Source organism: Vibrio tubiashii ATCC 19109, from assembly GCF_000772105.1.
GTDB classification, from domain to species: Bacteria; Pseudomonadota; Gammaproteobacteria; order Enterobacterales; family Vibrionaceae; genus Vibrio; species Vibrio tubiashii.
This window is the reverse complement of the sequence record NZ_CP009354.1, coordinates 2,819,433-2,844,953: the sequence shown is the minus strand read 5'-3', so window position 1 is coordinate 2,844,953 and position 25,521 is coordinate 2,819,433. Positions and strand designations below refer to the sequence as shown.

Here is a 25,521-nt window from a genome sequence, read left to right as displayed (position 1 = left end):
TCTAAGTCAATCTTTATAAGTGAGGGATCTCTAACAAGATCGCCTTAGCTATAAGGATTGACCGGTTGTGTTTGTTGCTGCTAGCTGTGAGCGATCTCAATCGTTTGTAGCTGATAGCCCGCTTGGCGGTAGATTTTATATCTTTCTCGCGCCAGTTGCTTGGCTTTTTCTTCGCAAGGGACGAAGTCTACCACCTCTGCAAACTTGTTCGCAAAGGTTGTCTCATTTTCCGCCAAATTTATTACCAGTTGTCGGTTCCAAGAAGGTTTAACCCCTTGGTAGCCAATCTCGATGTTGGTGCCGTATCTTGGCCCTTCACCCACTAGATTATGGGCAACAAATTGTTTGGCATCGACTTGCCAGAAAAATTCAGCGATTTGTTCAGCGTGAGATTTATCGTTGCAATTGAGATAAACCTTAGCACCTTGCTTGGCGAAATGATGCGCAAGAAACAATACATATAAACCAAACCCCTGAGCTTCAGCCTGAGGAGAGTCTGGATTGATAATGTAAAAGGTTGCATTCGCCATAACTGCTCGCTGTTAGTAGATACAAAAAAGGGCCTTGCGGCCCTTTTTAAGATTGTGAGGATTATTCCTCTGTCTCTTGGCCACTGCGATTAAGCAGGAATTGGACAAGCATTGAGACTGGACGGCCAGTCGAGCCTTTCGCAGCACCTGATTTCCACGCAGTACCTGCGATATCAACGTGCGCCCAGTGGTATTTCTTGGCGAACTTAGATAGGAAGCAACCCGCAGTGATAGTACCGCCAGGGCGACCACCAATGTTTGCCATATCAGCAAATGGGCTCTTAAGTTGCTCGTGGTACTCGTCTGCCATAGGTAGACGCCATGCCCGATCACTCGCTTGCTCAGAAGCATTCACTAGCTCGTGAGACAGTGGGTTGTGGTTAGAGATAACACCACTAATATGGTGACCTAGTGCGATAACACAAGCTCCCGTTAACGTTGCAACGTCAACCACACACTCTGGCTCGTAGCGTTCTACGTAAGTCAGCGCGTCACATAATACCAGACGACCTTCAGCATCTGTGTTGAGTACTTCAACGGTTTGGCCTGACATCGTAGTTAGAATGTCACCTGGACGGTAAGCGTTGCTACCAGGCATGTTTTCACAACCAGCAAGAACAGCAACCACATTGATTGGTAGGTTTAGTTTTGCCAGTGCTTTCATTGTACCGAATACTGATGCCGCACCACACATGTCGTACTTCATCTCATCCATACCTTCGCCAGGTTTCAGTGAGATACCGCCTGAATCGAAAGTAAGACCTTTACCAACAAGGACAATTGGTTTCGCTTCTGGATCTGGGTTGCCCTTGTATTCCATGATTGACATCATAGATTCGTTCTTAGAGCCACGACCTACCGCTAGGTATGAAGTCATGCCCAGTTTTTCCATCTCTTGCTCACCAATGATCTTGGTTGTCACTGTCTCGTAGTCGTCAGCTAGGCGACGCGCTTGAGAAGCAAGGTAAGCAGGGTTAGCGATGTTTGGTGGCATGTTGCCAAGATCTTTTGATGCTTTAACGCCAGAAGAGATAGCAAGACCGTGCGCGATCGCTTTCTCACCTAGGTTTAGCTCACGACGCGTAGGTACGTTAAATACCAGTTTACGTAGTGGTCGACGAGTTTCTGGCTTTTGGCTCTTGAACTGATCGAAGGTGTATAGACCATCTTTTGTTGCTTCAACCGCTTGGCGAACTTTCCAGTAAGTATCACGGCCTTTAACGTGCAGTTCTGTTAAGAAACATACCGCTTCCATTGAACCTGTTTCGTTAAGAGTGTTGATAGTCTTTTGGATTATCTCTTTGTATTGACGCTCACCCAGTTCACGCTCTTTACCACAACCAACCAGTAAAACGCGCTCAGACAGTACACCTGGTACTTGATGAAGCAGTAGCATCTGCCCCGGTTTTCCTTCTAGGTCACCACGGCGAAGTAGTGAACTAATATAGCCATCGCTGATTTTATCTAGCTGCTCGGCAACTGGAGAAAGGCGACGTGGCTCGAACACGCCCACAACGATACATGCGCTGCGCTGTTTCTCTGGACTGCCACTTTTTACACTGAACTCCATGCGTACTCCTACATCCTGAAGACAAATAGAACTAAATGTTAGATAATGCCGTCTTACTTGTTGATTCCTTACTCGGAACTATTCTTAAATAAGCGCATTAACAGTTAGCCAAAAATTTAAAAATAAAAGGTTCAACGGGAAATTATAGTGATTCAATTAAAAAAACAAGTTTTGTATAGGTAATTTCAGCGTGATTATTGTTAGATATTTGATCCGCGAGACACTCAAAAGCCAATTAGCGATATTTTTTATCCTGTTTTTAGTGTTCCTTAGCCAAAAATTGATCAAAGTTTTGGCCGATGCGTCGGATGGTGATATTCCCGCCAGCTTGGTCATGCACTATGTTGCTTTAAGCATGCCTTCAATGGGACTTTTGATGTTGCCGTTGAGTCTTTTCTTGGGGATCTTGCTCACTTTTGGTCGTTTATACGCAGAAAGTGAAATTACCGTGATGAATGCGACGGGGATTGGTAATAAGTTCTTGATCCGAGCAGCTTTATACCTAGCCGTTATTACCGGTGCGATTGCGGGTTTTAACTCTTTCGTTTTTGCTCCTTATAGCCAAGACCAACTGGTTAAGCTGCAAGAAGAAACAGCGGCAGAGAACAGTGTCGATTTGCTGAAGAAAGGCCACTTCCAAGGCACGCCAGATGGTTCTTCAGTGGTTTTCATTGACGATATTGATGGCAAGAAACTTAAGCACGTGTTTGTTGCCCAAATGCGCCCGCGTGATTCCATTCTTCCGAGTGTCTCTTTTTCTCAATCAGGAGAAGTGAAAGAACTCAGCGACGGACGACAAGTGATTCGTATGTACGATGGTGTTCGTTATGAAGGTGTTCCGACTCGTGTTGATTACATGGTGACAGATTTCGATCAGTACGAAGGTTTGATTGGTCAGCGTGATGTAAAGCCTCAAGGTCGTGACTGGGAAGCGATTCCTACTCTTGAACTGATGAAGAACCCAGATCCTCGCGCACAAGCAGAAGTTCAATGGCGTATCTCACTGGTTGTCTGTATACCACTACTGACGATGTTGGTTGTCCCTCTTTCTGCGGTTAACCCACGTCAGGGGCGATTTGCTAAAATGGGTCCGGCTATTTTAATCTATCTGGCTTATTTCTTGGCAATAAGTGCCACTAAGTCAGCGATCGAAGATGGTTCTATTCCTACTTTCGTTGGTATGTGGCCAATAAATGCTGCGCTACTCTTGACCGCGATTGGTATTAACTCGATGGACAGCATTCCTGTTCGCCGCTTCAAAGACAAACTAAGACAAAGAAAAAAGGCAGCGTAAGTCGTGTTTAAGATTCTCGATCTCTACATAGGTAGAACCATTATTGCCACCTCATCTTTGGTATTGGCAACCTTTGTCGGCCTTTCTGCGATCATCAAATACGTTGAGCAGTTGCGTAAAGTGGGCGAGGGGACGTATGACCTTGTGCAAGCTTTGCTGTTCGTTTTGCTCAGTATTCCACGTGATATTGAAATGTTCTTTCCAATGGCGGCATTGCTTGGTGCTCTGATTGGACTTGGTATGTTGGCCTCAAGCTCTGAGCTAGTGGTTATGCAGGCGGCGGGTTTTTCGAAACTCGACATTGGCTTATCGGTGCTGAAAACCGCTGTGCCCCTGATGATTATGGTCACTTTGCTTGGACAATGGGGCGCACCTCAAGCGCAAAAAGCGGCGCGTGATTTGCGTGCTTTTGCCACTTCGGGAGGTGCGATTATGTCAGTACGGACCGGAGTTTGGGCACGTGACGCCAATGACTTTATCTTTATTGGTAAAGTTGAGGACAGCAAAATCTATGGCATGAACATGTGGCGCTACGATGATGACAAGCGCTTGGAAAGCGTTGTTTATGCTGCGGAAGTCGAGTATGTGTCAGACAATACTTGGATGATGAAAGACGTTCAGTTAACTGAAATGGTGGACGAGGTCGAAATCTCCAAGCAAAGTCTCGCTGAGTATAGTTGGACGACTTCTCTGGCACCGGACAAGTTGGCGGTAGTGACGGTCAAACCAGAAGAGTTATCTCTAGGTGGGCTGTATGATTATGTCACCTACTTAAAAGCGTCTGAGCAAGATCCATCGCGTTATGAATTGGCCTTCTGGCGTAAGGTGACACAGCCCTTCTCCATTGCGGTGATGATGTTGATGGCACTGTCATTTATCTTTGGTCCACTGCGCAGTGTAACTATGGGTGCGCGTATTCTATCGGGTGTGATTGCCGGATTTACTTTCTATATATCGAGTGAATTCTTTGGCCCCCTCAGTTTGGTCTACAACATCCCGCCAGTATTTGGTGCAGTGATGCCTAGTATTGTGTTCTTAACGGTCGCCTTGTTGCTATTGCGTAGGAAGCTCTAAGCTAAATGTTTTCGCAATAAAGAAACGGCAGCCAATCCAATTGGCTGCCGTTTTTGTTTTCTATGGTATTAGGTCAACAGACCTTAGATATCACATCAACTTTTTCAGTCGATAAAGCTCTTCTAATGCTTGCCTTGGTGTTAAGTCATCAGGGTCAATCGCAGATAGTGCTTCTTCAACCTCACTTGGCTCTGGAATCAGACTAAGTTGGTTGGCGATGTCTACAGCACTTGAACGAGGTACACCTTCACCTTCTTGGCCTAACTGTTCTAGCTGTGTCAGCTTAGCGCGCGCGTTTTTAATCACACTCTTAGGTACGCCTGCCAAGCCCGCTACCGCTAGACCATAAGATTTACTTGCAGCCCCTTCTTGGACAGCGTGCATAAAGGCAATACTGTCGCCATGTTCCAATGCATCTAGGTGAACGTTGGCTAAGTGTGGGATCTGATTAGGTAGCTCTGTTAGCTCGAAATAGTGAGTCGCAAACAGGGTCATTGAGCCTAGCTCTTTAGCTAGCCACTCGGCACTTGCCCACGCAAGAGACAGTCCGTCATAGGTGCTGGTACCGCGACCGATTTCATCCATCAAAACTAAACTATTGGCTGTGGCGTTGTGGAGGATGTTTGCTGTCTCCGTCATCTCAACCATAAAGGTCGAGCGACCAGAGGCTAGATCGTCAGAAGCACCAATACGGGTAAAGATGCGATCAATAGAACCAATTTGAGCGGACTCTGCAGGCACATAAGAACCAATGTGGGCCATCAGCGCAATCAATGCGGTTTGGCGCATGTAAGTTGACTTACCACCCATATTCGGACCAGTAATGATCAACATTTTACGCTGTGGGTTTAGCTCAATAGGGTTGGCAATAAATGGGTCGTCCATTACTTGTTCAACCACAGGGTGACGGCCTGCTTGAATATGAATGCCCACTTCTTTAGTCAAAGTAGGACGACAGTAACCTAGGCTGTCTGCGCGCTCAGCTAAGTTTTGCAATACATCGATCTGCGACACCGCAGAAGCGACGTTTTGCATTTGTTCTAAATGTGGTAATAAGAGATCAAATAGCTCTTCCCAAAGCTGCTTCTCCAGAGCGAGTGCTTTCGACTTAGAGTTAAGCACTTTATCTTCATGCTCTTTGAGCTCTGGGATAATGTAACGCTCTGCATTTTTTAATGTCTGACGACGGACATAATGGGGAGGAACTAAATGGCTTTGACCACGGCTCACCTGGATGAAGAAACCATGTACGTTGTTGTAACCCACTTTTAGGCTATCGATACCGTGACGTTCGCGTTCATCCTGCTCCATTTGCTCAAGGTATTCTGTTGCCCCATCCGCTAGCTTACGCCACTCATCGAGTTCTGCGTTATAGCCTTCAGCAATCACACCACCATCACGAATAACGACAGGTGGGTTATCTTTGATTGCGCGCTCTAGTAGCTCACATACCTCGTCCATTGGCGCAGCGTACTGAGCCAGTTTGGATAAGTATGGGTGAGCCAATGAACTCATCGACTCTGCTAGCTCAGGTAATTGCTGCATCGCAAAACGAAGGCGAGCCATATCACGAGGTCTTGCACTACGTAGAGCTAAGCGAGCAAGAATACGTTCGATATCACCGATCTGCTTTAACACAGGGTGAAGATCAGCAAACAGTGACACTTCTTTTAATTCAGAAATAGCATCTAAACGATGATTCAGCGTGTCGATGTCGCGCATCGGCTGATGTAACCAACGTTTGAGCATACGGCTACCCATAGCTGTCGCAGTATGATCTAGCACTTCAGCTAAGGTGTTGTCTGTGCCGCCAGCCAGATTGTGAGTAATTTCTAGATTACGTCGTGTCGCGGCATCCAAAATAACGGAGTGATCTTGTCTGTCAAAGGTCAACGATCGAATGTGTGGTAGTGCGGTGCGCTGAGTATCTTTGACATATTGAATCAAACAACCTGCTGCGCAGAGTCCAAGTTTCGCGTGTTCCACTCCGAAACCCACAAGATCGCGCGTGCCAAATTGCTGGTTTAATTGCTGCTTAGCGGTATCAAGCTCAAACTCCCAAACTGGGCGACGACGATTACCGTTACGCGAAGACATCAGCTGAACAGGTTCAAAATCTTCCGGGAAAAGCAGTTCACGTGGCGAAGTGCGTTGCAGCTCTGCCGCCATCGCTTCTTCGGTTTCAGGTTCCATTAATTGGAACCGACCTGAGGTCACATCCAAAGTCGCATAACCAAATTTGCCGTCGTGGTAATAGATGGCAGCAATCAGGTTATCTAGCCTTTCAGAGAGCAGTGCCTCGTCGGTGACGGTACCCGGTGTGACAATGCGAACAACAGCGCGCTCAACTGGCCCCTTACTGGTTGCAGGATCGCCAATCTGTTCACAAATAGCGACAGACTCACCCAGTTGAACCAGTTTTGCCAGATAACCTTCCACGGCATGAAATGGCACACCGGCCATTGGGATAGGCTCGCCGGCAGAAGCGCCTCTCTTAGTCAGAGAAATATCGAGCAATTGAGATGCTCGCTTCGCATCATCGTAGAAAAGCTCATAGAAATCTCCCATCCGATAAAACAGCAAGATATCTGGGTTCTCAGCTTTGAGCTTGAGATATTGCTGCATCATAGGCGTGTGTTTTTGCTTTTCTTTTTCAGGTAACGCTTTCACAGTATAGATCTTTTGTTTATTCCTATTGCGGCTTAGGATACGTGAATAGCCTAAGAGCGAAAAGGTGTAATAAAGGGTTTTAGATATGGAATCACAGCAAAATCTCTCTCAACAGTTAGGTGAGTTGCTAAATCATCATAAATTAGTCATGACCACCGCCGAATCTTGCACTGGTGGCGGTGTTTCTGCGGCAATTACTGATATTGCTGGCAGCTCAGCTTGGTTTGATCGCGCGTTTATCACCTATAGCAATGAAGCCAAGATGGAGATGCTCGGCGTGTCAGCGGCAACACTCGAACAGTTTGGCGCGGTTAGTGAACAAACTGTAGTTGAGATGGTTGAGGGGGCGATACAGAACTCAAATGCTAATATTGGCGTTTCAATCAGCGGTATCGCAGGGCCTGGAGGCGGTACTGATCTGAAACCAGTTGGAACCGTTTGTTTTGCTTGGGCTGATTCTAGCGATTGGAAAAAAGTAGAGACAGTGCGCTTTTCAGGCGACCGTGCGCAAGTTCGCCTACAGGCAGTCGAACACGCGTTAAAAGTACTGTACGTAGAACTGTCGGCAAGAAATAAATAGGCTGCCCTGAAAAATAAATGCTTTTAAAATTAGGTGGATATCACCAAAAGCTAAAAAAAAACCATACAGGTATAGACACTGTATGAATCAACAGTATAATGGCTTGCATTGATTGTTCAGTCACTGAGCTGAACGGAAGAATTAGATTGATAATCATCAGCACGAAATAGATGAATCATTTGGAGAAAGTGATGGACGAGAACAAACAGAAAGCGCTCGCCGCTGCGCTAGGTCAGATTGAAAAGCAATTCGGTAAAGGTTCAATCATGCGCCTTGGTGACAACCGCGCAATGGACGTAGAAACTATCTCTACAGGTTCACTTTCTTTGGATATCGCTTTGGGTGCTGGTGGCCTACCTATGGGTCGTATCGTAGAAATCTACGGTCCAGAATCTTCAGGTAAAACGACGCTGACACTTGAGTGTATTGCAGCAGCGCAAAAGCAAGGTAAAACTTGTGCCTTTATCGATGCTGAGCACGCTCTTGATCCTGTTTATGCTAAGAAGCTAGGTGTTGATATTGACGCGCTATTGGTTTCTCAGCCCGATACAGGTGAACAAGCTCTAGAAATCTGTGACGCGCTAGCACGTTCAGGCGCTATTGACGTAATGGTCGTCGACTCAGTTGCAGCATTAACTCCTAAAGCTGAAATCGAAGGCGAAATGGGCGACAGCCACATGGGTCTTCAAGCGCGTATGCTTTCTCAAGCAATGCGTAAGCTAACGGGTAACCTGAAGCAGTCTAACTGTATGTGTATCTTTATTAACCAGATTCGTATGAAAATTGGTGTGATGTTCGGTAACCCAGAAACAACCACAGGTGGTAACGCGCTTAAGTTCTACGCATCTGTTCGTCTTGATATTCGTCGTACTGGCTCTATCAAAGAAGGTGACGAAGTGGTTGGTAACGAAACTCGCATCAAGGTTGTTAAGAACAAGATTGCGGCACCATTTAAGCAAGCTGAAACGCAAATCCTTTACGGCGCAGGCTTTAACCGTGAAGGTGAGCTAATCGACCTAGGCGTTAAGCACAAGCTAGTTGAAAAGGCGGGTGCTTGGTACAGCTACAACGGCGATAAGATCGGTCAAGGTAAAGCGAACGCTGGTAAGTTCCTACGCGAGAACCCGCAAGCTGCACAAGCGATCGATGCTAAGCTACGTGAAATGCTACTGTCACCAGCTGAAGTTCAGCCAGATGATGCTGAGCTAGGTGAAATGCCAGAGCAAGAGCTATAAGCTAGCTCACTACTCATTGTTTAAGCCCTGCCTATGTGCGGGGCTTTGTTGTATTTAGAATTTAGAAATTTATTTCAGATGTTTCAAAGAAAGCCACCGACATTATCGAGCAAAGAAGCCGCTATTCAATTGCTAAGTCGCCGAGATCATGGTGAATACGAGCTATACCAGAAATTAAGCCTGAAAGGTTATGAACAAGACGCTATTCAAGAGGCCGTGAACTTTTGTATCGATCACAATTATCTTGATGATCTGCGTTATGCCAAAAGCCAAATACGTCAACATGTCTACAAAGGCCATGGAGAGAGGCGCATCCGACAAGAATTGCAGCAGAAAAGAGTCGCGGACTCGGTGGTGGACAAAGCAATGGAAGAAGAACCACAAGATTGGTTCGAGTTAGCAAAACTAGCCGCAGAGAAGAAATTTAAAGGGATTAAAGCGAAAGACCAAAAAGAGTACGCCAAACAGGTGCGTTTTCTTCAATATCGTGGTTACAGCTTTGAACAAATTAGCTATGCGCTTAGCGCTAATGATGAGGACTGAAGTCGAATAACTCATCAATTTAAAGATTTGCGATGAATTAACACATCAATCTGCTCTTTTCTGCGAGAAAACTAGTCGTAGCGTTAACCATGATCTACAATAGCGCAAAATTCTAACTCGACTATTTTCAGGAAGAGCTGCATGTACATGAGCACTGATGAGGTTCGTAACGCGTTCCTTAAGTTCTTTGAAAGCAAAGGACACCAAATCGTAGACAGTTCATCGTTGGTTCCGCATAACGATCCAACCCTGCTATTTACAAACGCAGGTATGAACCAATTTAAAGATTGCTTCTTAGGTGCCGAAAAGCGTGCCTACACACGAGCAACTACGGCTCAGCGTTGTGTACGTGCGGGTGGTAAACATAACGACTTAGAGAATGTTGGTTTCACAGCTCGTCACCATACGTTTTTCGAAATGCTCGGTAACTTCAGCTTTGGTGATTACTTCAAAGAAGACGCGATTGCGTTTGCTTGGGAGTTCCTGACTAAGACTCTTGGTCTACCAGAAGAGAAGCTACTGGTGACGGTATACGAAACAGATGACGAAGCATTCGAGATCTGGAACAAGAAAGTAGGCGTGCCTGCTGACAAGATCGTTCGCATTGGCGACAAAGAAGGTGGCAAGAAGTTCGAGTCTGACAACTTCTGGACGATGGGCGATACAGGTCCTTGTGGTCCATGTACAGAAATCTTTTACGATCACGGTGAGCATATCTGGGGCGGTCGTCCTGGTACTCCAGAAGAAGACGGTGACCGTTTCATCGAGATCTGGAACAACGTATTCATGCAGTTTAACCGTCATGCAGATGGCACGATGGAGCCACTACCTAAGCCTGCTGTTGATACAGGTATGGGTATTGAACGTATTTCTGCAATCATGCAAGGCGTTCACTCAAACTACGAAATCGATGTATTCCAAAAGCTAATTAAAGCGACGGCTGAGGTTGTCGGTCACGACGATCTATCAAACCAGTCTCTACGCGTTATTGCTGACCACATCCGTTCTTGTTCATTCCTAATCGCTGATGGCGTTATGCCTTCAAACGAAGGTCGTGGTTACGTCCTACGTCGTATTATTCGTCGTGCCGTTCGTCACGGTAACAAGTTGGGCGCACAAGGCGTATTCTTCCACAAACTTGTTGGTGTACTTGCTGAAGTGATGGGCAGCGCTGCAGAAGAACTTAAGAAACAGCAAGAGCTTGTTGAGAAAGTACTTCGCATCGAGGAAGAGAACTTTGGTCGCACACTAGAGCGCGGCATGGTGATTCTTAATGAAGCACTTGATGTACTTGAAGGCAAAGAGCTAGACGGTGAAACAGTCTTCAAGCTTTACGATACTTACGGTTTCCCTGCTGACTTAACTAACGATGTGGCTCGTGAGCGTGACTTTACAATTGACGAAGCTGGCTTTGAGAAAGCGATGGAAGAGCAGCGCCAACGTGCTCGCGAAGCAGGCCAGTTTGGTACTGACTACAACGCAACGATCAAAACGGAAGCTGAGTCTGAGTTCTGTGGCTACACAGGTACCGAAGGTAAGAGTAATGTTGCTGAAATTTTCGTTGATGGTGAAGTAGTAGAGGCTCTATCGGCAGGCGACAAAGCGATCATCATCCTTGGTGAAACGCCATTCTATGCTGAGTCTGGCGGTCAATGTGGTGACGCTGGTGTTCTGAAGACTGAATCTGGTCTGTTTAAAGTAGAAGATACTCAGAAGTTAGGTAACGCAATTGCGCACCACGGTGTTCTTGCGGAAGGCGTTCTAGCGAAGGGTGATGAAGTACAAGCGACCGTTGATGCTGAGCGTCGTGCATCGATTTCTCTCAACCACTCTGCGACTCACCTATTACACGCAGCGCTACGTTCAGTACTAGGTGAACACGTTACGCAGAAAGGCTCGCTAGTTAAACCTGAAAACCTACGTTTTGACTTCTCACACCTAGAAGCGGTAACGCCAGCAGAGCTAAAAGAAGTTGAGCGCCTAGTGAATGCTCAAGTTCGTCGTAATCACGTTATTGAAACTAACGTAATGGACATCGAGTCAGCGAAGCAGAAAGGTGCAATGGCACTGTTCGGCGAAAAGTATGATGATGAGGTTCGCGTTCTATCAATGGGTGAGTTCTCTACCGAGCTTTGTGGTGGTATCCACGCATCAAACACGGGTGATATTGGCCTATTCAAGATCACTTCTGAAGGTGGTATCGCAGCAGGTATCCGCCGTATCGAAGCAGTAACAGGTGAAGCGGCACTAGACGCAATCGAAGCTCAACAAGCAAAGTTTGAAGAGAAGCTTGCAGAGTCAGCGTCGAAAGCAAAATCGCTAGAGAAAGAGATTCAGAAGCTTAAAGACAAGATGGCTGCAGCGGAAAGTGCCAACATCATGGCGAAAGCTCAAGAGATCAACGGCGTTAAAGTACTTATCGCAGGTATGGAAGGAGCGGATCCTAAGAACCTTCGTACTATGGTCGACAATGCTAAAAACCAAATGGGCAGCGGCGTTGTAATGATTGCCAACGTTAACGGTGACAAGATTGGTTTAATCGCGGGTGTGACTAAAGATCTTATCGGCAAAGTAAAAGCCGGTGACCTAGTGAAGATGGTTGCTGAGCAGGTTGGCGGTAAGGGTGGCGGTCGTCCTGATATGGCTCAAGCGGGTGGTACTGACGTTGCTGCTCTGCCTGAAGCAATGAAGACAGTTCAGCCATGGCTAGAAGAACGTCTTTAATTAAAAATTAAACGATTCTTACGCTCAATCAGTTATTTGATTGAGCGTAATTTTTTTCTGACAACCAAGTGCTTTAATTGATGCTCACAATGAACATCAAGTAAGTCACTTGGTTTTTGTTATAACTACTGCAAGCAATATTCAACATATTGAATGTGGTTCGAATGAGACTTTGGTCTCGGGAAGGTGAAGACTGGTGAAAAAGCCCCTTATCGTGCAAAAGTTTGGTGGAACTTCTGTGGGTTCAATAGAAAGGATCCATAAGGTCGCTGAACACATCATAAAGGCGAAAAATGATGGTAATCAAGTTGTCGTAGTCGTATCGGCAATGTCTGGTGAAACAAACAGATTGATGGACTTGGCTAAACAGGTAGACAGTGTGCCTACCGCGAGAGAACTTGATGTTTTGCTCTCTGCTGGTGAACAGGTGTCGATGGCACTGCTTGCAATGGCTCTAAATAAACTAGGCTATGCAGCACGTTCACTTACCGGAGCACAGGCGTGTATTGTGACTGACAATCAGCACAATGACGCAACGATTAAACAAATTGATACGACCGCGATAACTCAACTCCTTGAACAGGATCAAGTTGTAATCGTCGCCGGTTTTCAAGGTGTGAATGATAACGGGGATATCACAACTCTTGGTCGAGGTGGCTCAGATACCAGTGCGGTAACGCTTGCTGGAGCGCTTGAAGCGGATGAGTGCCAGATTTTTACTGACGTTGACGGTATTTATACTTGCGATCCGCGCGTGGTCGCCAATGCACAAAAATTAGATGTCATCGATTTCCCTTCGATGGAAGAAATGGCCCGTAAAGGGGCTAAAGTGCTGCATCTACCTTCAGTCCAGTATGCATGGAAACACAATGTACCGTTGCGGGTATTATCGACATTCGATGTCAACGCTGGCAGCTTGGTTAAAGGTGAAGAGTGTCAGTCTGCGGTGTGTGGCGTCGCTATTCAACGCGATATGTGTTTGATCAGAATTGAAAAAGCTGCCTTAGCCAGTATGAAAAAACAGTGCCAGATGCTAGGCGTCACAATTTGGAATGTGATCGAGCATGCAGAATGGATAGGTGTAGTGATAAAACACGACGCTTATGCAAAACTGGAACTGGTTTTCGGTGACAAAATCCGTAATAGTGACTCAGTAAGCTTACTAACAGCAGTTGGTCTACATGTCGAAGGACTGGTTGAAAGATCATACGCGTTGTTGACGGAGCAGGGGATTGAGGTTGAGCACTACGCAGTTAATCCACAATCTTTGATGCTTGTCCTGTTACCAGAATGTGTCGACAAAGCGGCTAACATACTGCATGATGCTTACATAACTTCTGCGGAGGCAGTCGACTGCCGACAAAAACATGCCTTTTTAGGCTAGATTCGAGCCACAATAGAGTTTACGAAAATATAACTTTTGTTGGATAATAGCCGCGTAGCAAGATAAATCAGAGATTACTCAAGGAGCACAGAATGCTAATTTTAACTCGCCGCGTTGGCGAAACTCTCATGATCGGTGATGAAGTAACAGTAACTGTACTAGGTGTTAAAGGTAACCAAGTACGTATCGGTGTAAATGCACCGAAAGAAGTGTCTGTTCACCGTGAAGAAATCTACATGCGCATTCAGGCAGAAAAAGGTAATGGTAACGTTGCATCAGGCAACTACTAATTACACGAAGAGGCTGACATTTTGTCAGCCTTTTTTGTGCGACAAAGGCAACTAAACATAGGAAAAAGAGCGAATTAACATCGCTTTGATTAAATAGCCAACGGTTGAATGACTTTTTGCTATTTTTGCCAAGAAAATGTTTGACATATTTTTGGTAAATCGTAATATGTGCCTCCGCAAGACGGTGAGGTGGCCGAGAGGCTGAAGGCGCTCCCCTGCTAAGGGAGTATACGGTTTGTAGCCGTATCGAGGGTTCGAATCCCTCCCTCACCGCCATTCTTGCTTCTTCCTCGGAAGAATTGTTCTTCGGAACAGCTTTAAAACAACTTTCTTTAGCAAGAAAGCATAGCGCGTCCTTAGCTCAGCTGGATAGAGTACCTGGCTACGAACCAGGCGGTCGGAGGTTCGAATCCTCCAGGACGCGCCATAATTTCCTTACCAGGGAATAAAACGGTGAGGTGGCCGAGAGGCTGAAGGCGCTCCCCTGCTAAGGGAGTATACGGTTTGTAGCCGTATCGAGGGTTCGAATCCCTCCCTCACCGCCATTAATTGGCTTATGGCCAATTTTTTTGTTTTAAAGCCCTGTTGTTTCAAAGAACTAGTGTGATATACTTCACATCTCTTGTTTTAGAGAACATTGCGCGTCCTTAGCTCAGCTGGATAGAGTACCTGGCTACGAACCAGGCGGTCGGAGGTTCGAATCCTCCAGGACGCGCCACTCTTTAGGGTTTCTTTTTACCAAAGCAATCCTGATATTGATCTAGAGTCGATATCAAAACTGCGCGTCCTTAGCTCAGCTGGATAGAGTACCTGGCTACGAACCAGGCGGTCGGAGGTTCGAATCCTCCAGGACGCGCCACTCTTTAGGGTTTCTTTTTACCAAAGCAATCCTGATATTGATCTAGAGTCGATATCAAAACTGCGCGTCCTTAGCTCAGCTGGATAGAGTACCTGGCTACGAACCAGGCGGTCGGAGGTTCGAATCCTCCAGGACGCGCCACTCTTTAGGGTTTCTTTTTATCAAAGTCATCCCGATATTGACCTAGAGTTGATATCAAAACTGCGCGTCCTTAGCTCAGCTGGATAGAGTACCTGGCTACGAACCAGGCGGTCGGAGGTTCGAATCCTCCAGGACGCGCCACTCTTTAGGGTTTCTTTTTATCAAAGTCATCCTGATATTGATCTAGAGTCGATATCAAAACCGTGCGTCCTTAGCTCAGCTGGATAGAGTACCTGGCTACGAACCAGGCGGTCGGAGGTTCGAATCCTCCAGGACGCGCCACTTATTTTAAAGCCCTGCTAGAAATAGCAGGGCTTTTTTATTAACACCCTAGCAACATTATTGAAACAATGAGTTTACAAGCTATTGTTTCTTAGACTCTTTTCCTGTTTCTTTTAAGCCTATCGCAGTAATGCACCATGTTTTGGCATAACGTCATAAAACACGCAGTTATTTATGCTTATATGAAGATGTATTGCAGATTTATGTGATTTGTGTGACGAATAATTCCCTAGATTTGTGCAATATCCTCAATAGCACCTTAAACAAAATTGACAAAGTTTAACCAATCGAGATAATCCTAGACCTCTTGTCAGGATTTTACTGCATGTTCTGGCAACAAGAGTGCTAGCAAGATGCTGGCTAAATTTAGCGTTGAGCGATGATAAAACACGATGTTTTTAGCGATATACCTAATGCTGTTGTCAGGATGACAAAGAAAGGATGCAAAAATGGATAATATTGGAAGCCTGCTAGTAGATGCTGCAACCCTGATGCTTACAGGGATGGCTGTAGTATTTATATTCCTCACTATTCTCGTCTATCTCGTTCGGTTGATGTCAAAACTGGTACCACAAGAAGTACCTGAGCCGATCGCGACACCTATTCAAAATAACAAAGTTCAATCACCATCTTCTGCTGTTAGCCCGAAGGTAGTTGCGGCAATCTCCGCAGCGGTACATCAGTATCGTACCTCTACCGCTAAGTAGCATTTGACAGGATTAAAAGGAGTTAATGAGCATGTCTAAACCACTAGCTTTAACGGACGTGGTCCTTCGTGACGCCCATCAATCGCTATTTGCGACTCGTATGCGTCTAGAGGATATGTTACCTATCGCAGAGGAACTGGATAAAGTCGGTTACTGGTCTCTAGAAACATGGGGCGGTGCGACGTTTGATGCCTGTATTCGATTCTTAGGGGAAGATCCTTGGGAGCGTTTGCGTGCATTGAAAAAAGCGATGCCAAATACACCAATGCAAATGCTGCTGCGCGGCCAGAACTTACTGGGTTACCGCCACTACGCAGATGATGTGGTCGAAAAATTTGTTGAACGCGCCCATGCCAATGGTATGGATGTCTTCCGTATCTTCGATGCGATGAACGACGTGCGCAACTTTGAGAAGGCAGTAAAAGCAGCGGTCGATGTCGGCGCGCATGCTCAAGGTACGCTTTCTTATACTACTAGCCCAGTACACAATACAGATACTTGGGTGGATCTTGCTAAACGTCTTGAAGACCTTGGCTGTCACTCATTGTGTATCAAAGATATGTCTGGGTTGCTTAAGCCATATGAAGCGGAAGAGTTAATTACTCGCATCAAATCTTCTACTGATATTCCTTTAGCGCTTCACTGTCATGCAACAACGGGTCTATCAACAGCGACTGCTGTAAAAGCGGTAGAAGCTGGAGTAGATATCCTTGATACCGCTATCTCATCAATGAGCTGTACTTATGGTCATACACCAACAGAGACAGTGGTCGCTATGCTGCAAGGCACCGAGCGTGACACCAACCTTAAACTAGATCAAATTGAGCCGATTGCCGCTTACTTCCGTGATGTTCGTAAGAAGTATGCCAAGTTTGAAGGTCAACTTAAGGGTGTTGACTCTCGTATCCTGATTGCTCAAGTGCCAGGTGGCATGTTGACCAATATGGAAGGTCAGCTCAAAGAGCAGGGCGCAGCTGATAAGCTCGATGAAGTTCTCGAAGAGATCCCACGCGTACGTCAGGATCTTGGCTACATTCCGCTCGTGACTCCAACCTCTCAAATCGTCGGTACCCAAGCGGTAATCAACGTATTGACTGGAGAACGCTATAAGAGCATTACCAAAGAAACGGCGGGTTTGCTGAAAGGTGAGTACGGTGCAGCGCCAGCAGAAGTGAATGCAGATCTGCAAGCCAAAGTACTGGAAGGCGCGGAGCCGATTACTTGTCGCCCGGCTGATTTGCTTGAGTCAGAGATGAACTCGCTGACTGAAGAACTGCTGACTAAAGCGAAACAAGATGGCATTTCTCTCGCAGAAGATACGGTTGATGACGTGCTGACCTATGCGCTATTCCCACAAGTAGGTCTGAAGTTCCTTAAGAACCGCCGTAACCCAGAAGCCTTTGAGCCAGCACCATGGCTAGAAGAACCGCCTGCTGCTGCTCAAGCTCAGCCTGCTCAAGGTGGCATCGAAACTTACAGCGTTAAAGTTGATGGTCAGGTCTACGATGTTGAAGTTGGTCCACAAGGTCAGTTAACTTCGGTTGCTCCTTCAGCCGCAGCTCCGCAACAAGCGGCAGCGCCTGCAGCTGCGCCAACGGGTAACTCGGAAACGGTGCCTGCTCCTCTTGCCGGTAACATCTTTAAGGTCCATGTCCAAAGTGGTGCGCAAGTGGCTGAAGGAGACGTGTTACTGATCCTTGAAGCGATGAAGATGGAAACGGAAGTTCGTGCAGCACGCGGAGGTATCATTCAAGATCTGCATGTCAAAGAGGGTGACTCTGTGACCGTTGGCGCTCCGCTACTGAGCTTAGCGTAAGGGAGTACCATGGAAGGATTAATGATCTTATGGTCAGAAACAGGGATCGCTAACTTTGAGTTTGGCCAGATTTGTATGATCTTGGTTGGTTGTGCTCTGCTGTTTTTGGCTATTCGTAAAGGCTTCGAGCCACTACTTCTGCTGCCCATTGGTTTTGGTGCTATTTTAGCCAATATTCCTAATGCTGGTTTTACCGATGAAGGCGGCTTGCTTTACTACGTCTACTACGTGGGGATCGAGTCAGGGATCTTCCCGCTATTGATCTTTATGGGTGTTGGTGCAATGACCGATTTCGGTGCTTTGATCGCTAACCCAAAAACGCTTTGGTTAGGTGCCGCAGCGCAGTTTGGTATTTTCGCCACCCTATTCGGTGCGATCTTGCTTAACTATGTGCCGGGCATGGAGTTTAGCATGCCAGATGCGGCTTCAATCGCCATCATTGGTGGTGCAGACGGACCAACAGCCATCTTCTTGGCGAGCCAGTTGTCACCGGACCTTTTGGGTGCGATAGCTGTTGCTGCATACAGCTACATGGCATTGGTACCGATCATTCAGCCACCAATTATGAAGGCATTAACTTCGCCAGAAGAACGCAAGATTCAGATGGCGCAGCTTCGTCATGTAAGTAAAGCTGAGAAGATTCTGTTCCCGCTCGCGGTATTGCTGATGACGATTCTGTTCCTGCCAGCAGCAACGCCTCTAGTTGGTATGTTCTGTCTTGGTAACCTGATGCGTGAGGCTGGTGTGGTCGATCGTTTATCAAAAACAGCGCAGAACGAGTTGATCAATATCGTAACCATCTTCCTTGGTCTTGGTGTTGGTTCTAAACTTCAAGCAGAAGAGTTCCTTAACGTTGAGACGTTAGGTATTTTGGCTTTAGGTGCAATAGCCTTCAGTATTGGTACGGCCGGCGGTGTACTTATGGCTAAGCTACTGAACAAGTTCTCTAAAGAGGATATTAACCCTCTTATTGGTGCAGCGGGGGTTTCTGCGGTACCAATGGCGGCGCGAGTGGTGAATAAAGTCGGCTTGGATTCCAACCCGCAAAACTTCCTACTGATGCACGCAATGGGCCCTAACGTAGCAGGTGTACTTGGTTCTGCTGTTGCCGCGGGTATCCTGCTAGCACTGGTTGGTTAATCGCCTTTAGCGTTAGTAATTGGTTAATTTGAGAGCAAGTGGTTAACTTGCTGCCAATAAATGGTATATATTCAAAGGGATGCTTTCGCATCCCTTTTTTGTACCGATAGGGAAATGAAGAAATGGAAAACAAACAAATCGCAATCTCTCAATTTGGTGACCCAGACGTTCTTGTTACTCAGACCTCACCGATTCCACAGCCACAAGCAGGTGAAGTACTGGTTAAAGTACATTTTTCTGGCGTAAACCCTATCGACGTGAAAACACGAGCAGGGCTAGGCTGGGCCGCGTCTGAAAACAAAGATAACTTGCCTTGGGTACCGGGATATGACATCTCTGGTCAAGTCGCCTCTTTGGGCGAAAACAGTGAGCGATTCTCCGTGGGTGATAATGTCGCGGGCTTTGTTGGCTTTCCTCTTACTGGTGGTGGCTATAGCCAATATATTTGTGTGCCTGAGAGCGCACTTAGCCTAGTGCCTGATTCCGTCACTTTAGAAGCGGCGGCAGCTTTACCTTTGGCTGGTCAAACAGCGGTTCAAGCATTGGATAAGGCAGGCGTACATGAGGGGGATCGAGTACTGATTTTAGCTGGGGCAGGTGGCGTTGGTCATATTGCGATTCAAGTCGCTGTGGCGGCAAAAGCAGAGGTATTCACCACCTGTAGTGAAGCTAACTTAGATTATATGGCGACATTAGGTGCCCATGCCGTCAACTACCAATTTGCACCTGTTTCAGAGCGTGTAGAGGAGGCTGATGTATTGATCGATCTGGTTGGTGGTGATGCAGCACTTGATGCACTGAAATGCCTAAAAGACGGTGCTAAAGTCGTGACAGTTCCAACACTTACCGCTGAGCTTATCTGTGAGAAAGCGAAACTACTTGGCTTTGAAGCAACAGGTATGCTGGTTGATCCAAACCCAGAGCAACTCGATGCCTTATTGTATATGGTCAGCGTTGGCTTAGTGAAAACAGAGATCCAACAGGTTTATCCAATGACTGAAGTGGTCGAAGCGCATAAACAGATTGAAACTGGGCACACTAGAGGCAAGGTTTTGCTTGATATGCAATGCTAGAAGCGTTTAACAGCGCTTTTGAATCTTTCGCACTTTGGTTTTCTGACTCGGCACTGTGGGTTCTGTTTTTAAGCGGCTTCCTCAGTGCCACTTTATTGCCTGGTGGTTCAGAAGCTGGCTTGATTGCCACATTAAGTCTCAATCAGTTTTCAACTCCCCTAATCATTCTTGTCGCCACTTTGGGTAATACGCTCGGTGGCTTGACCAACTTTTGGTTAGGTTTATGGTTACCAAACCGAACTCAAAATGAAAAACATGGTCATAAAGCTTTATTATGGCTCAATAAATACGGCTATTGGTCGCTTCTTTTTAGTTGGTTACCGATAATCGGTGACCCTTTATGTTTAGCCGCAGGTTGGCTTCGAATGCGCTTTTGGCCATGTTTTTGGCTTATATTGATTGGCAAAGCGCTACGATACTCATTGCTTGCAGCAATTTTTTACGGATTTTTCTAAGGGGATGTCATGAGAAAGATTTGGCTTGGTGCTATTTCTCTTGTCGCACTTTATGGTTGTAGCTCCAACAACCTCTCTTCTGTTTCATTTTTATCTTCATTGCCACAAGGCGTTACTCTCGTTGAAGAAGTACCAGCTCAACCTGGTAAGGCAACAATCCCTTACTCAAAGTACCAGCTAGATAATGGTCTGACGGTGATCTTATCACCAGATAATTCCGATCCACTGGTTCACCTTGACGTGACTTATCATGTTGGCTCGGCGCGTGAAGAGATTGGTAAATCAGGCTTTGCTCACTTTTTTGAGCACATGATGTTCCAAGGTAGTGAGAATGTTGGTGACCAACAACACTTTAAGATCATTACCGAAGCAGGCGGAACGCTTAATGGGACGACGAACCGAGATCGCACCAACTACTTTGAAACTGTGCCATCGAATCAGCTAGAGAAAATGCTCTGGCTTGAGTCTGATCGAATGGGCTTTTTGCTTGATGCTGTCTCACAACGTAAGTTTGAAATTCAGCGCGATACGGTTAAAAACGAACGTGCACAGAACTATGACAACCGCCCTTATGGATTGATGTGGGAGCGAATGGGTGAAGCCATGTATCCAGAAGGCCACCCATACTCTTGGCAAACTATTGGATATGTTGAAGATCTCGATAGGGTCGATGTGAATGACCTTAAAGCCTTCTTTCTTCGTTGGTATGGACCAAACAACGCGGTACTGACCATAGGCGGTGACATTGACGTTGAGCAGACCTTAGAGTGGGTAAACAAATATTTTGGTTCTATTCCTGCCGGGCCTGAAGTTGAGCGCGCACCTAAGCAGCCTGCCAAGCTGAGCGAAGATCGTTACATCACATTAGAAGATCGTATTCAACAACCGATGTTGATGATTGGTTGGCCAACCAAATACAAAGGGGCTGAAGAGCAGGCGTCGATCAATGCTTTGGCTAACGTGTTAGGTAGTGGGGCAAACAGTCTGCTTTATCAAAAGCTAGTAAAGACCCAAAAAGCTGTAGATGCAGGGGCCTTCCAAGATTGTGCAGAGCTGGCTTGTACTTTCTATGTATATGCGATGGCACCATCTGGAGAAAAAGGAGCGCTCAAGCCGCTGTATCAGGAGTTGATGCAAACTTTAGATGAATTTGAAGCGAAAGGTGTCGATGATGCGCGATTAGAGCAGATTACCGGTATGGCAGAAGCTAACGCAGTATTTGCACTGCAAAGTGTTCGTGGCAAGGTAACTCAACTTGCTTCCAACGAAACCTTCTTCGATACGCCTGATCGGATTCAAACCCAACTAGAGCAAATTCGAGCGGTGACGCCAGAGTCTGTCATGGCGGCATACAAAACCTATGTAAACGGTCACCATAAAGTGGCACTCAGTGTCGTTCCGCGTGGAAAAACTGAATTAGCGGCTAAACCGGCTACCTTTGTTACGCCACCGAGAACTCTGCCAGAGTATCAAAAAGTGACCGAAGAGCAGCTAGCTTATCGTCGTGCGACAGATACCTTTGACCGCTCTGTGATGCCTGAAGTCGCTCAAGGGGTGAAAGCTCAAATGCCAGAGCTGTATCACCTTTACTTCGACAATGGCGCAGAGCTACTTGGTACGGTCAGCTCAGAAACGCCAACCGTTCAATTGGATATTAGCTTCCCTGCCGGAGAGCGCTATGTGGTGAAAGGGAAAGAAGGGCTGGCGAATCTAACTGCGGCAATGATGCAAGAGGCGACACTCGACTCTAGCTTGGAAGAGCTCCAAGCTCGGTTAGATACCTTAGGTAGTACAGTTTCTATTGATGCGGGTAACTATACCACTGGCATTTCTGTTTCAAGTCTGGAAAAAAACCTTACCGAAACGCTAAAGATCGTCGAGGAAGTGTTATTCAAACCGGCTTTCCGTCAAGAGGACTTCGACCGCTTGAAGAAACAGATGTTAGAAGGTTTGGTTTATCAGCATCAAAAGCCAAGCTGGATGGCTTCTCAGGCGACGCGACAAGTGCTTTTCGCTGGTTCGATTTATCAACGCTCCAATGATGGTACAGAAGCTTCTGTATCTAGCTTAACCTTAGATGATGTTAAAGATTTCTATAAACGGCATTACACGCCACAAGGTGCGCAAATTGTGGTGGTAGGCGACATCAATAAGCGCCAAGTGAAAAAAGAGCTGGCCTTTATCGACAACTGGCAAGGTGAATTTGCTCCCTTGTTAAGACCGCAATTGGTGAAACCGCTCGATCAGCAGAAGATTTATCTCATCGACAAGCCGAGCGCTCCGCAAAGTGTGGTACGTATGGTTCGTCAAGGATTACCGTTTGATGCGACAGGAGAAGTGTATTTAACTCAGTTAGCTAACTTTAATTTAGCGGGTAACTTCAATAGCCGTGTTAACCAGAATTTGCGTGAAGATAAAGGCTACACTTATGGTGCAAGCGGTTATCTCGCGGCAAACCGAGAAGTCGGTGCGATAATTTTCTCAGCGCAAGTTCGCGCAGACTCAACGGTGCCATCAATTGTCGAAATGCAAAAAGAGCTCGAAGAGTACAGTAAAAATGGCATGACCGAAGATGAAATGAAATTTTTGCGCTTAGCGGTCGGTCAACAAGATGCGTTAAAGTATGAAACGCCTTCACAGAAAACAGGACTACTTAATAGTATTCTGGCGTACAGCTTAGATGAAGATTACCTAAAGCAGAGAAACGAGATCGTAGAAACCGTTAATAAGAAGACCTTAGATGGGCTAGCGAACAAATGGTTTGCCCCTGATGAGTACCAGATTATTGTCGTTGGTGATGCGAAAACGTTAAAACCTCAGCTAGAAAGTTTACAGATTCCGATAGAAGAGCTTGAAATCATCCGCTAGAGTACACATAACATAGTGCATAGCTAAAGGGTGATTTTGGTCACCCTTTATAATTTGTTTAGCCAGTTTGGTATCACAACCGAACTACAGATATAAGCGAACCTCATTTTGACTGAATTTGCTGCGCGACTGGAGCGAGTTGCACAAAACCAAGAAGTATTTAAGAGTTTTGGACGTGGTGTGGAGCGTGAGACGCTGCGATACCACCAAGATGGTCACCTCGCAACAACCCCTCATCCGGTGGAGCTAGGCTCGGCTTATGCCAATAACTGGATAACCACTGACTTTTCTGAGTCGCTGCTGGAGTTTATTACGCCTGTATCAAGCAACATCTCCACCTTAACTGCTCAGCTAGAGGACATTCATCACTTTACTCAAACTAAATTGGGTGAAGAGAAAATGTGGCCACTGTCTATGCCTTGTTACGTTGGCAGTGAAGATGACATCAATCTAGCGCAGTACGGTTCTTCTAACTCTGGAAAAATGAAAACCTTGTATCGTGAAGGTCTCAAGCATCGCTACGGCAGCTTGATGCAAATTATCTCCGGTGTTCATTTCAATTTTTCATTCCCTGAATCTTTTTGGGATCAGTTGTTTGGGGAGCAAAGCGATGAAGACAGACAAGATAGTAAGTCAGAGGCTTATTTCGGTCTGATCCGAAACTACTACCGTTTCGGCTGGTTAATTCCTTACTTTTTTGGTGCTTCTCCGGCTCTGTGTGGTTCATTTATCCAAGGGCGCGAAACCAAACTACCATTTGAAAGTATTGGCGGCACGCTGTACCTGCCTCATGCCACCTCATTACGCCTGAGCGATCTGGGTTACACCAACAGTGCGCAAAGTGCTCTGAAAATTGGGTTCAACAGCCTCGACGAGTATTTAGAAGGGTTGAACAAAGCGATTCGTACCCCTTCACCAGAGTTTGCGGAAATTGGTGTGAAGGTTGAAGGTGAGTATCGTCAACTTAATAGCAATGTACTCCAGATCGAAAATGAGCTTTATGCGCCAATTCGTCCTAAGCGTGTGGCTAAGTCAGGCGAAAAACCATCAGAAGCATTAGCTCGTGGTGGCGTGGAATATATCGAAGTTCGCTCTCTTGATGTAAACCCATATAGCGCAATTGGTATCAATGAGGATCAAGTTCGCTTCTTAGACCTATTTTTAACATGGGCAGCCTTAACAGAATCAGAACCGATGGATCACTGCGAACAGGCTTGTTGGCGCGAGAACTGGAATAAAGTCATCGTAGAAGGCCGTAAACACGGTTTAGAGCTGCAAATCGGTTGTAAAGGTGAGATTTTAACGCTACAAGATTGGGCAAAACGTGTATTTGTTGAGTTGACCCAAATCGCTGAGAAAATGGACGCGGCGAATGGTGGTAACGAATATCAGGCGGTTTGCTATAAACTGCTTTCGTGGATTGATAATCCAGAGCAAACCATTTCTGGTCAGTTACTTGAAGATACCAAGCGCTTTGGTGGTTTAGGTAAAGTTGGTTGTGAATTTGGTAAAGAGTACCGCCAACAGCATCTAGGTCATCAATATCGTCTCTATAGTGAGTCTGAGATGGAGCAAGAAGTAGAGCGTTCTCGTGTTGCTCAGACAGAAGTAGAAGCAGCAGACAAACAGAGCTTTGATGAATTCCTCGAAGAGTATTTCGCTTACTTAAAAGCTTAAGGTAGCAAAGTGATAAGGACGTTAGTTGTCATCCTTAGTTTGGTGGTGTTAGGTGGTTGTGCCACTGCGCCACCAAAAAATCAGACCAACCTGTGCGAAATATTTCGTGAAAAACCAGATTGGTATGACGATGCGCTAGACATGCAAGAAGAGTGGGGAACTCCTATTCAGGTCGCCATGGCGTTTATCAAGCAAGAAAGCAGCTATCGCCATGATGCCAGACCGCCGAAGGACTATATTCTAGGTATCATTCCTTGGGGGCGAGTGAGCAGTGCTTATGGTTATGCGCAGGCTCAAGACCCTGCATGGGAAGATTTTCAGAAGGCAACCAATCATGGTGGTTCGAGAACCGATTTTTCAGACGCGATGATGTTTGTGGGTTGGTATACGGATGCCACGCAAAAGCAGTTGGGCGTATCTAAGTGGGATGCCTATAATCAGTATCTCGCTTATCATGAAGGGCGCGGAGGCTTTAAAAGAAAAAGCTACCAAAGTAAGCCCTCATTGGTGAAAGTTGCTCGTAAAGTGGAGCAGCAAGCAAAGGACTATGGTTGGCAACTCAAGCAGTGCCGACAAGAATTAGAAGACAATAGAAGCTGGTTCTTTTAA

At 46.2% G+C, this 25,521-nt stretch carries 19 protein-coding genes and 8 tRNA genes; 24 read left to right on the top strand and 3 right to left on the bottom strand.

All coding sequences use genetic code 11. The features are described from left to right. Positions 1-80: 80 nt before the first annotated feature. Together IX91_RS12970 and pepA are read right to left on the bottom strand one after the other, a co-directional pair. A complete protein-coding gene (locus IX91_RS12970) occupies positions 81-530 on the bottom strand; it encodes a DNA polymerase III subunit chi (RefSeq protein WP_004747270.1) in 450 nt (149 codons plus the stop codon). A 61-nt stretch (positions 531-591) separates the two neighbouring features. Beyond that, positions 592-2,100 carry a leucyl aminopeptidase gene (pepA, locus tag IX91_RS12965; protein WP_004747273.1) on the bottom strand — a complete coding sequence of 503 codons (1,509 nt, stop codon included), beginning with the start codon at positions 2,098-2,100 and terminating at the stop codon, positions 592-594. A gap of 190 nt (positions 2,101-2,290) precedes the next feature. Here pepA and lptF point away from each other — a divergent pair, with 190 nt between their 5' ends. Both lptF and lptG read left to right on the top strand, forming a co-directional pair. Continuing rightward, a complete protein-coding gene (gene lptF / locus IX91_RS12960) occupies positions 2,291-3,394 on the top strand; it encodes an LPS export ABC transporter permease LptF (RefSeq protein ID WP_004747275.1) in 1,104 nt (367 codons plus the stop codon). A 3-nt stretch (positions 3,395-3,397) separates the two neighbouring features. Further along, on the top strand, positions 3,398-4,468 hold the full coding sequence (gene lptG, locus IX91_RS12955; RefSeq protein ID WP_004747276.1) for an LPS export ABC transporter permease LptG: 1,071 nt from the start codon (positions 3,398-3,400) through the stop codon (positions 4,466-4,468). 90 nt (positions 4,469-4,558) lie between these two features. Here lptG and mutS read toward each other — a convergent pair whose 3' ends face one another. Then, positions 4,559-7,096: a DNA mismatch repair protein MutS gene (gene mutS / locus IX91_RS12950; protein WP_038197656.1), complete on the bottom strand. Its 2,538-nt coding sequence runs from the start codon at positions 7,094-7,096 to the stop codon at positions 4,559-4,561. A gap of 127 nt (positions 7,097-7,223) precedes the next feature. Between mutS and pncC the strand changes: the two genes are divergently transcribed. The 22 genes from pncC to IX91_RS12840 all read left to right on the top strand — a co-directional run bounded on the left by pncC (position 7,224) and on the right by IX91_RS12840 (position 25,521). Continuing rightward, the gene (pncC, locus tag IX91_RS12945) at positions 7,224-7,718 is read left to right on the top strand and encodes a nicotinamide-nucleotide amidase (RefSeq protein WP_004747281.1); all 495 of its coding nucleotides are present in this window, start codon (positions 7,224-7,226) and stop codon (positions 7,716-7,718) included. 191 nt (positions 7,719-7,909) lie between these two features. Further along, entirely contained in the window at positions 7,910-8,953 is a 1,044-nt protein-coding gene (recA, locus tag IX91_RS12940) for a recombinase RecA (RefSeq protein WP_004747283.1), read from the top strand. A gap of 78 nt (positions 8,954-9,031) precedes the next feature. Next, complete coding sequence (gene recX / locus IX91_RS12935; RefSeq protein WP_004747285.1) at positions 9,032-9,496, top strand: recombination regulator RecX; 465 nt, start codon at positions 9,032-9,034, stop codon at positions 9,494-9,496. Between the two features lie 141 nt (positions 9,497-9,637). Then, positions 9,638-12,220 carry an alanine--tRNA ligase gene (gene alaS / locus IX91_RS12930; RefSeq protein WP_004747287.1) on the top strand — a complete coding sequence of 861 codons (2,583 nt, stop codon included), beginning with the start codon at positions 9,638-9,640 and terminating at the stop codon, positions 12,218-12,220. Positions 12,221-12,416: 196 nt separating this feature from the next. Continuing rightward, positions 12,417-13,604 carry an aspartate kinase gene (locus IX91_RS12925; RefSeq protein WP_004747289.1) on the top strand — a complete coding sequence of 396 codons (1,188 nt, stop codon included), beginning with the start codon at positions 12,417-12,419 and terminating at the stop codon, positions 13,602-13,604. Between the two features lie 92 nt (positions 13,605-13,696). Further along, positions 13,697-13,894, top strand: coding sequence for a carbon storage regulator CsrA (csrA, locus tag IX91_RS12920; RefSeq protein ID WP_004415691.1), 198 nt, complete (start codon positions 13,697-13,699; stop codon positions 13,892-13,894). Positions 13,895-14,077: 183 nt separating this feature from the next. Beyond that, positions 14,078-14,170: transfer RNA gene (locus IX91_RS12915), tRNA-Ser, on the top strand. Between the two features lie 74 nt (positions 14,171-14,244). After that, a tRNA-Arg gene (locus IX91_RS12910) sits at positions 14,245-14,321 on the top strand. Between the two features lie 25 nt (positions 14,322-14,346). Next, a tRNA-Ser gene (locus IX91_RS12905) sits at positions 14,347-14,439 on the top strand. A 96-nt stretch (positions 14,440-14,535) separates the two neighbouring features. Continuing rightward, positions 14,536-14,612: transfer RNA gene (locus tag IX91_RS12900), tRNA-Arg, on the top strand. A 64-nt stretch (positions 14,613-14,676) separates the two neighbouring features. Further along, a tRNA-Arg gene (locus IX91_RS12895) sits at positions 14,677-14,753 on the top strand. Between the two features lie 64 nt (positions 14,754-14,817). Further along, positions 14,818-14,894 (top strand) — tRNA-Arg (locus IX91_RS12890). Positions 14,895-14,958: 64 nt separating this feature from the next. Further along, positions 14,959-15,035: transfer RNA gene (locus tag IX91_RS12885), tRNA-Arg, on the top strand. A gap of 64 nt (positions 15,036-15,099) precedes the next feature. Beyond that, positions 15,100-15,176, top strand: a tRNA-Arg gene (locus IX91_RS12880). Positions 15,177-15,625: 449 nt separating this feature from the next. Next, complete coding sequence (locus IX91_RS12875) at positions 15,626-15,883, top strand: oxaloacetate decarboxylase subunit gamma (RefSeq protein WP_004748148.1); 258 nt, start codon at positions 15,626-15,628, stop codon at positions 15,881-15,883. A gap of 31 nt (positions 15,884-15,914) precedes the next feature. Then, positions 15,915-17,699 carry a sodium-extruding oxaloacetate decarboxylase subunit alpha gene (gene oadA, locus IX91_RS12870; RefSeq protein ID WP_004748149.1) on the top strand — a complete coding sequence of 595 codons (1,785 nt, stop codon included), beginning with the start codon at positions 15,915-15,917 and terminating at the stop codon, positions 17,697-17,699. 9 nt (positions 17,700-17,708) lie between these two features. Beyond that, positions 17,709-18,839, top strand: coding sequence for a sodium ion-translocating decarboxylase subunit beta (locus IX91_RS12865; RefSeq protein ID WP_004748150.1), 1,131 nt, complete (start codon positions 17,709-17,711; stop codon positions 18,837-18,839). Between the two features lie 122 nt (positions 18,840-18,961). Then, complete coding sequence (locus IX91_RS12860; protein ID WP_004748152.1) at positions 18,962-19,912, top strand: NADP-dependent oxidoreductase; 951 nt, start codon at positions 18,962-18,964, stop codon at positions 19,910-19,912. Next, the gene (locus tag IX91_RS12855) at positions 19,906-20,367 is read left to right on the top strand and encodes a YqaA family protein (protein WP_004748154.1); all 462 of its coding nucleotides are present in this window, start codon (positions 19,906-19,908) and stop codon (positions 20,365-20,367) included. Before IX91_RS12860 ends, IX91_RS12855 begins: the two co-directional genes overlap by 7 nt. Positions 20,368-20,376: 9 nt before the next feature. Beyond that, on the top strand, positions 20,377-23,235 hold the full coding sequence (locus IX91_RS12850; RefSeq protein WP_004748155.1) for a M16 family metallopeptidase: 2,859 nt from the start codon (positions 20,377-20,379) through the stop codon (positions 23,233-23,235). Between the two features lie 108 nt (positions 23,236-23,343). Beyond that, positions 23,344-24,912, top strand: coding sequence for a glutamate--cysteine ligase (gene gshA, locus IX91_RS12845; RefSeq protein ID WP_004748157.1), 1,569 nt, complete (start codon positions 23,344-23,346; stop codon positions 24,910-24,912). A 9-nt stretch (positions 24,913-24,921) separates the two neighbouring features. Next, a complete protein-coding gene (locus IX91_RS12840) occupies positions 24,922-25,521 on the top strand; it encodes a transglycosylase SLT domain-containing protein (RefSeq protein WP_038197165.1) in 600 nt (199 codons plus the stop codon).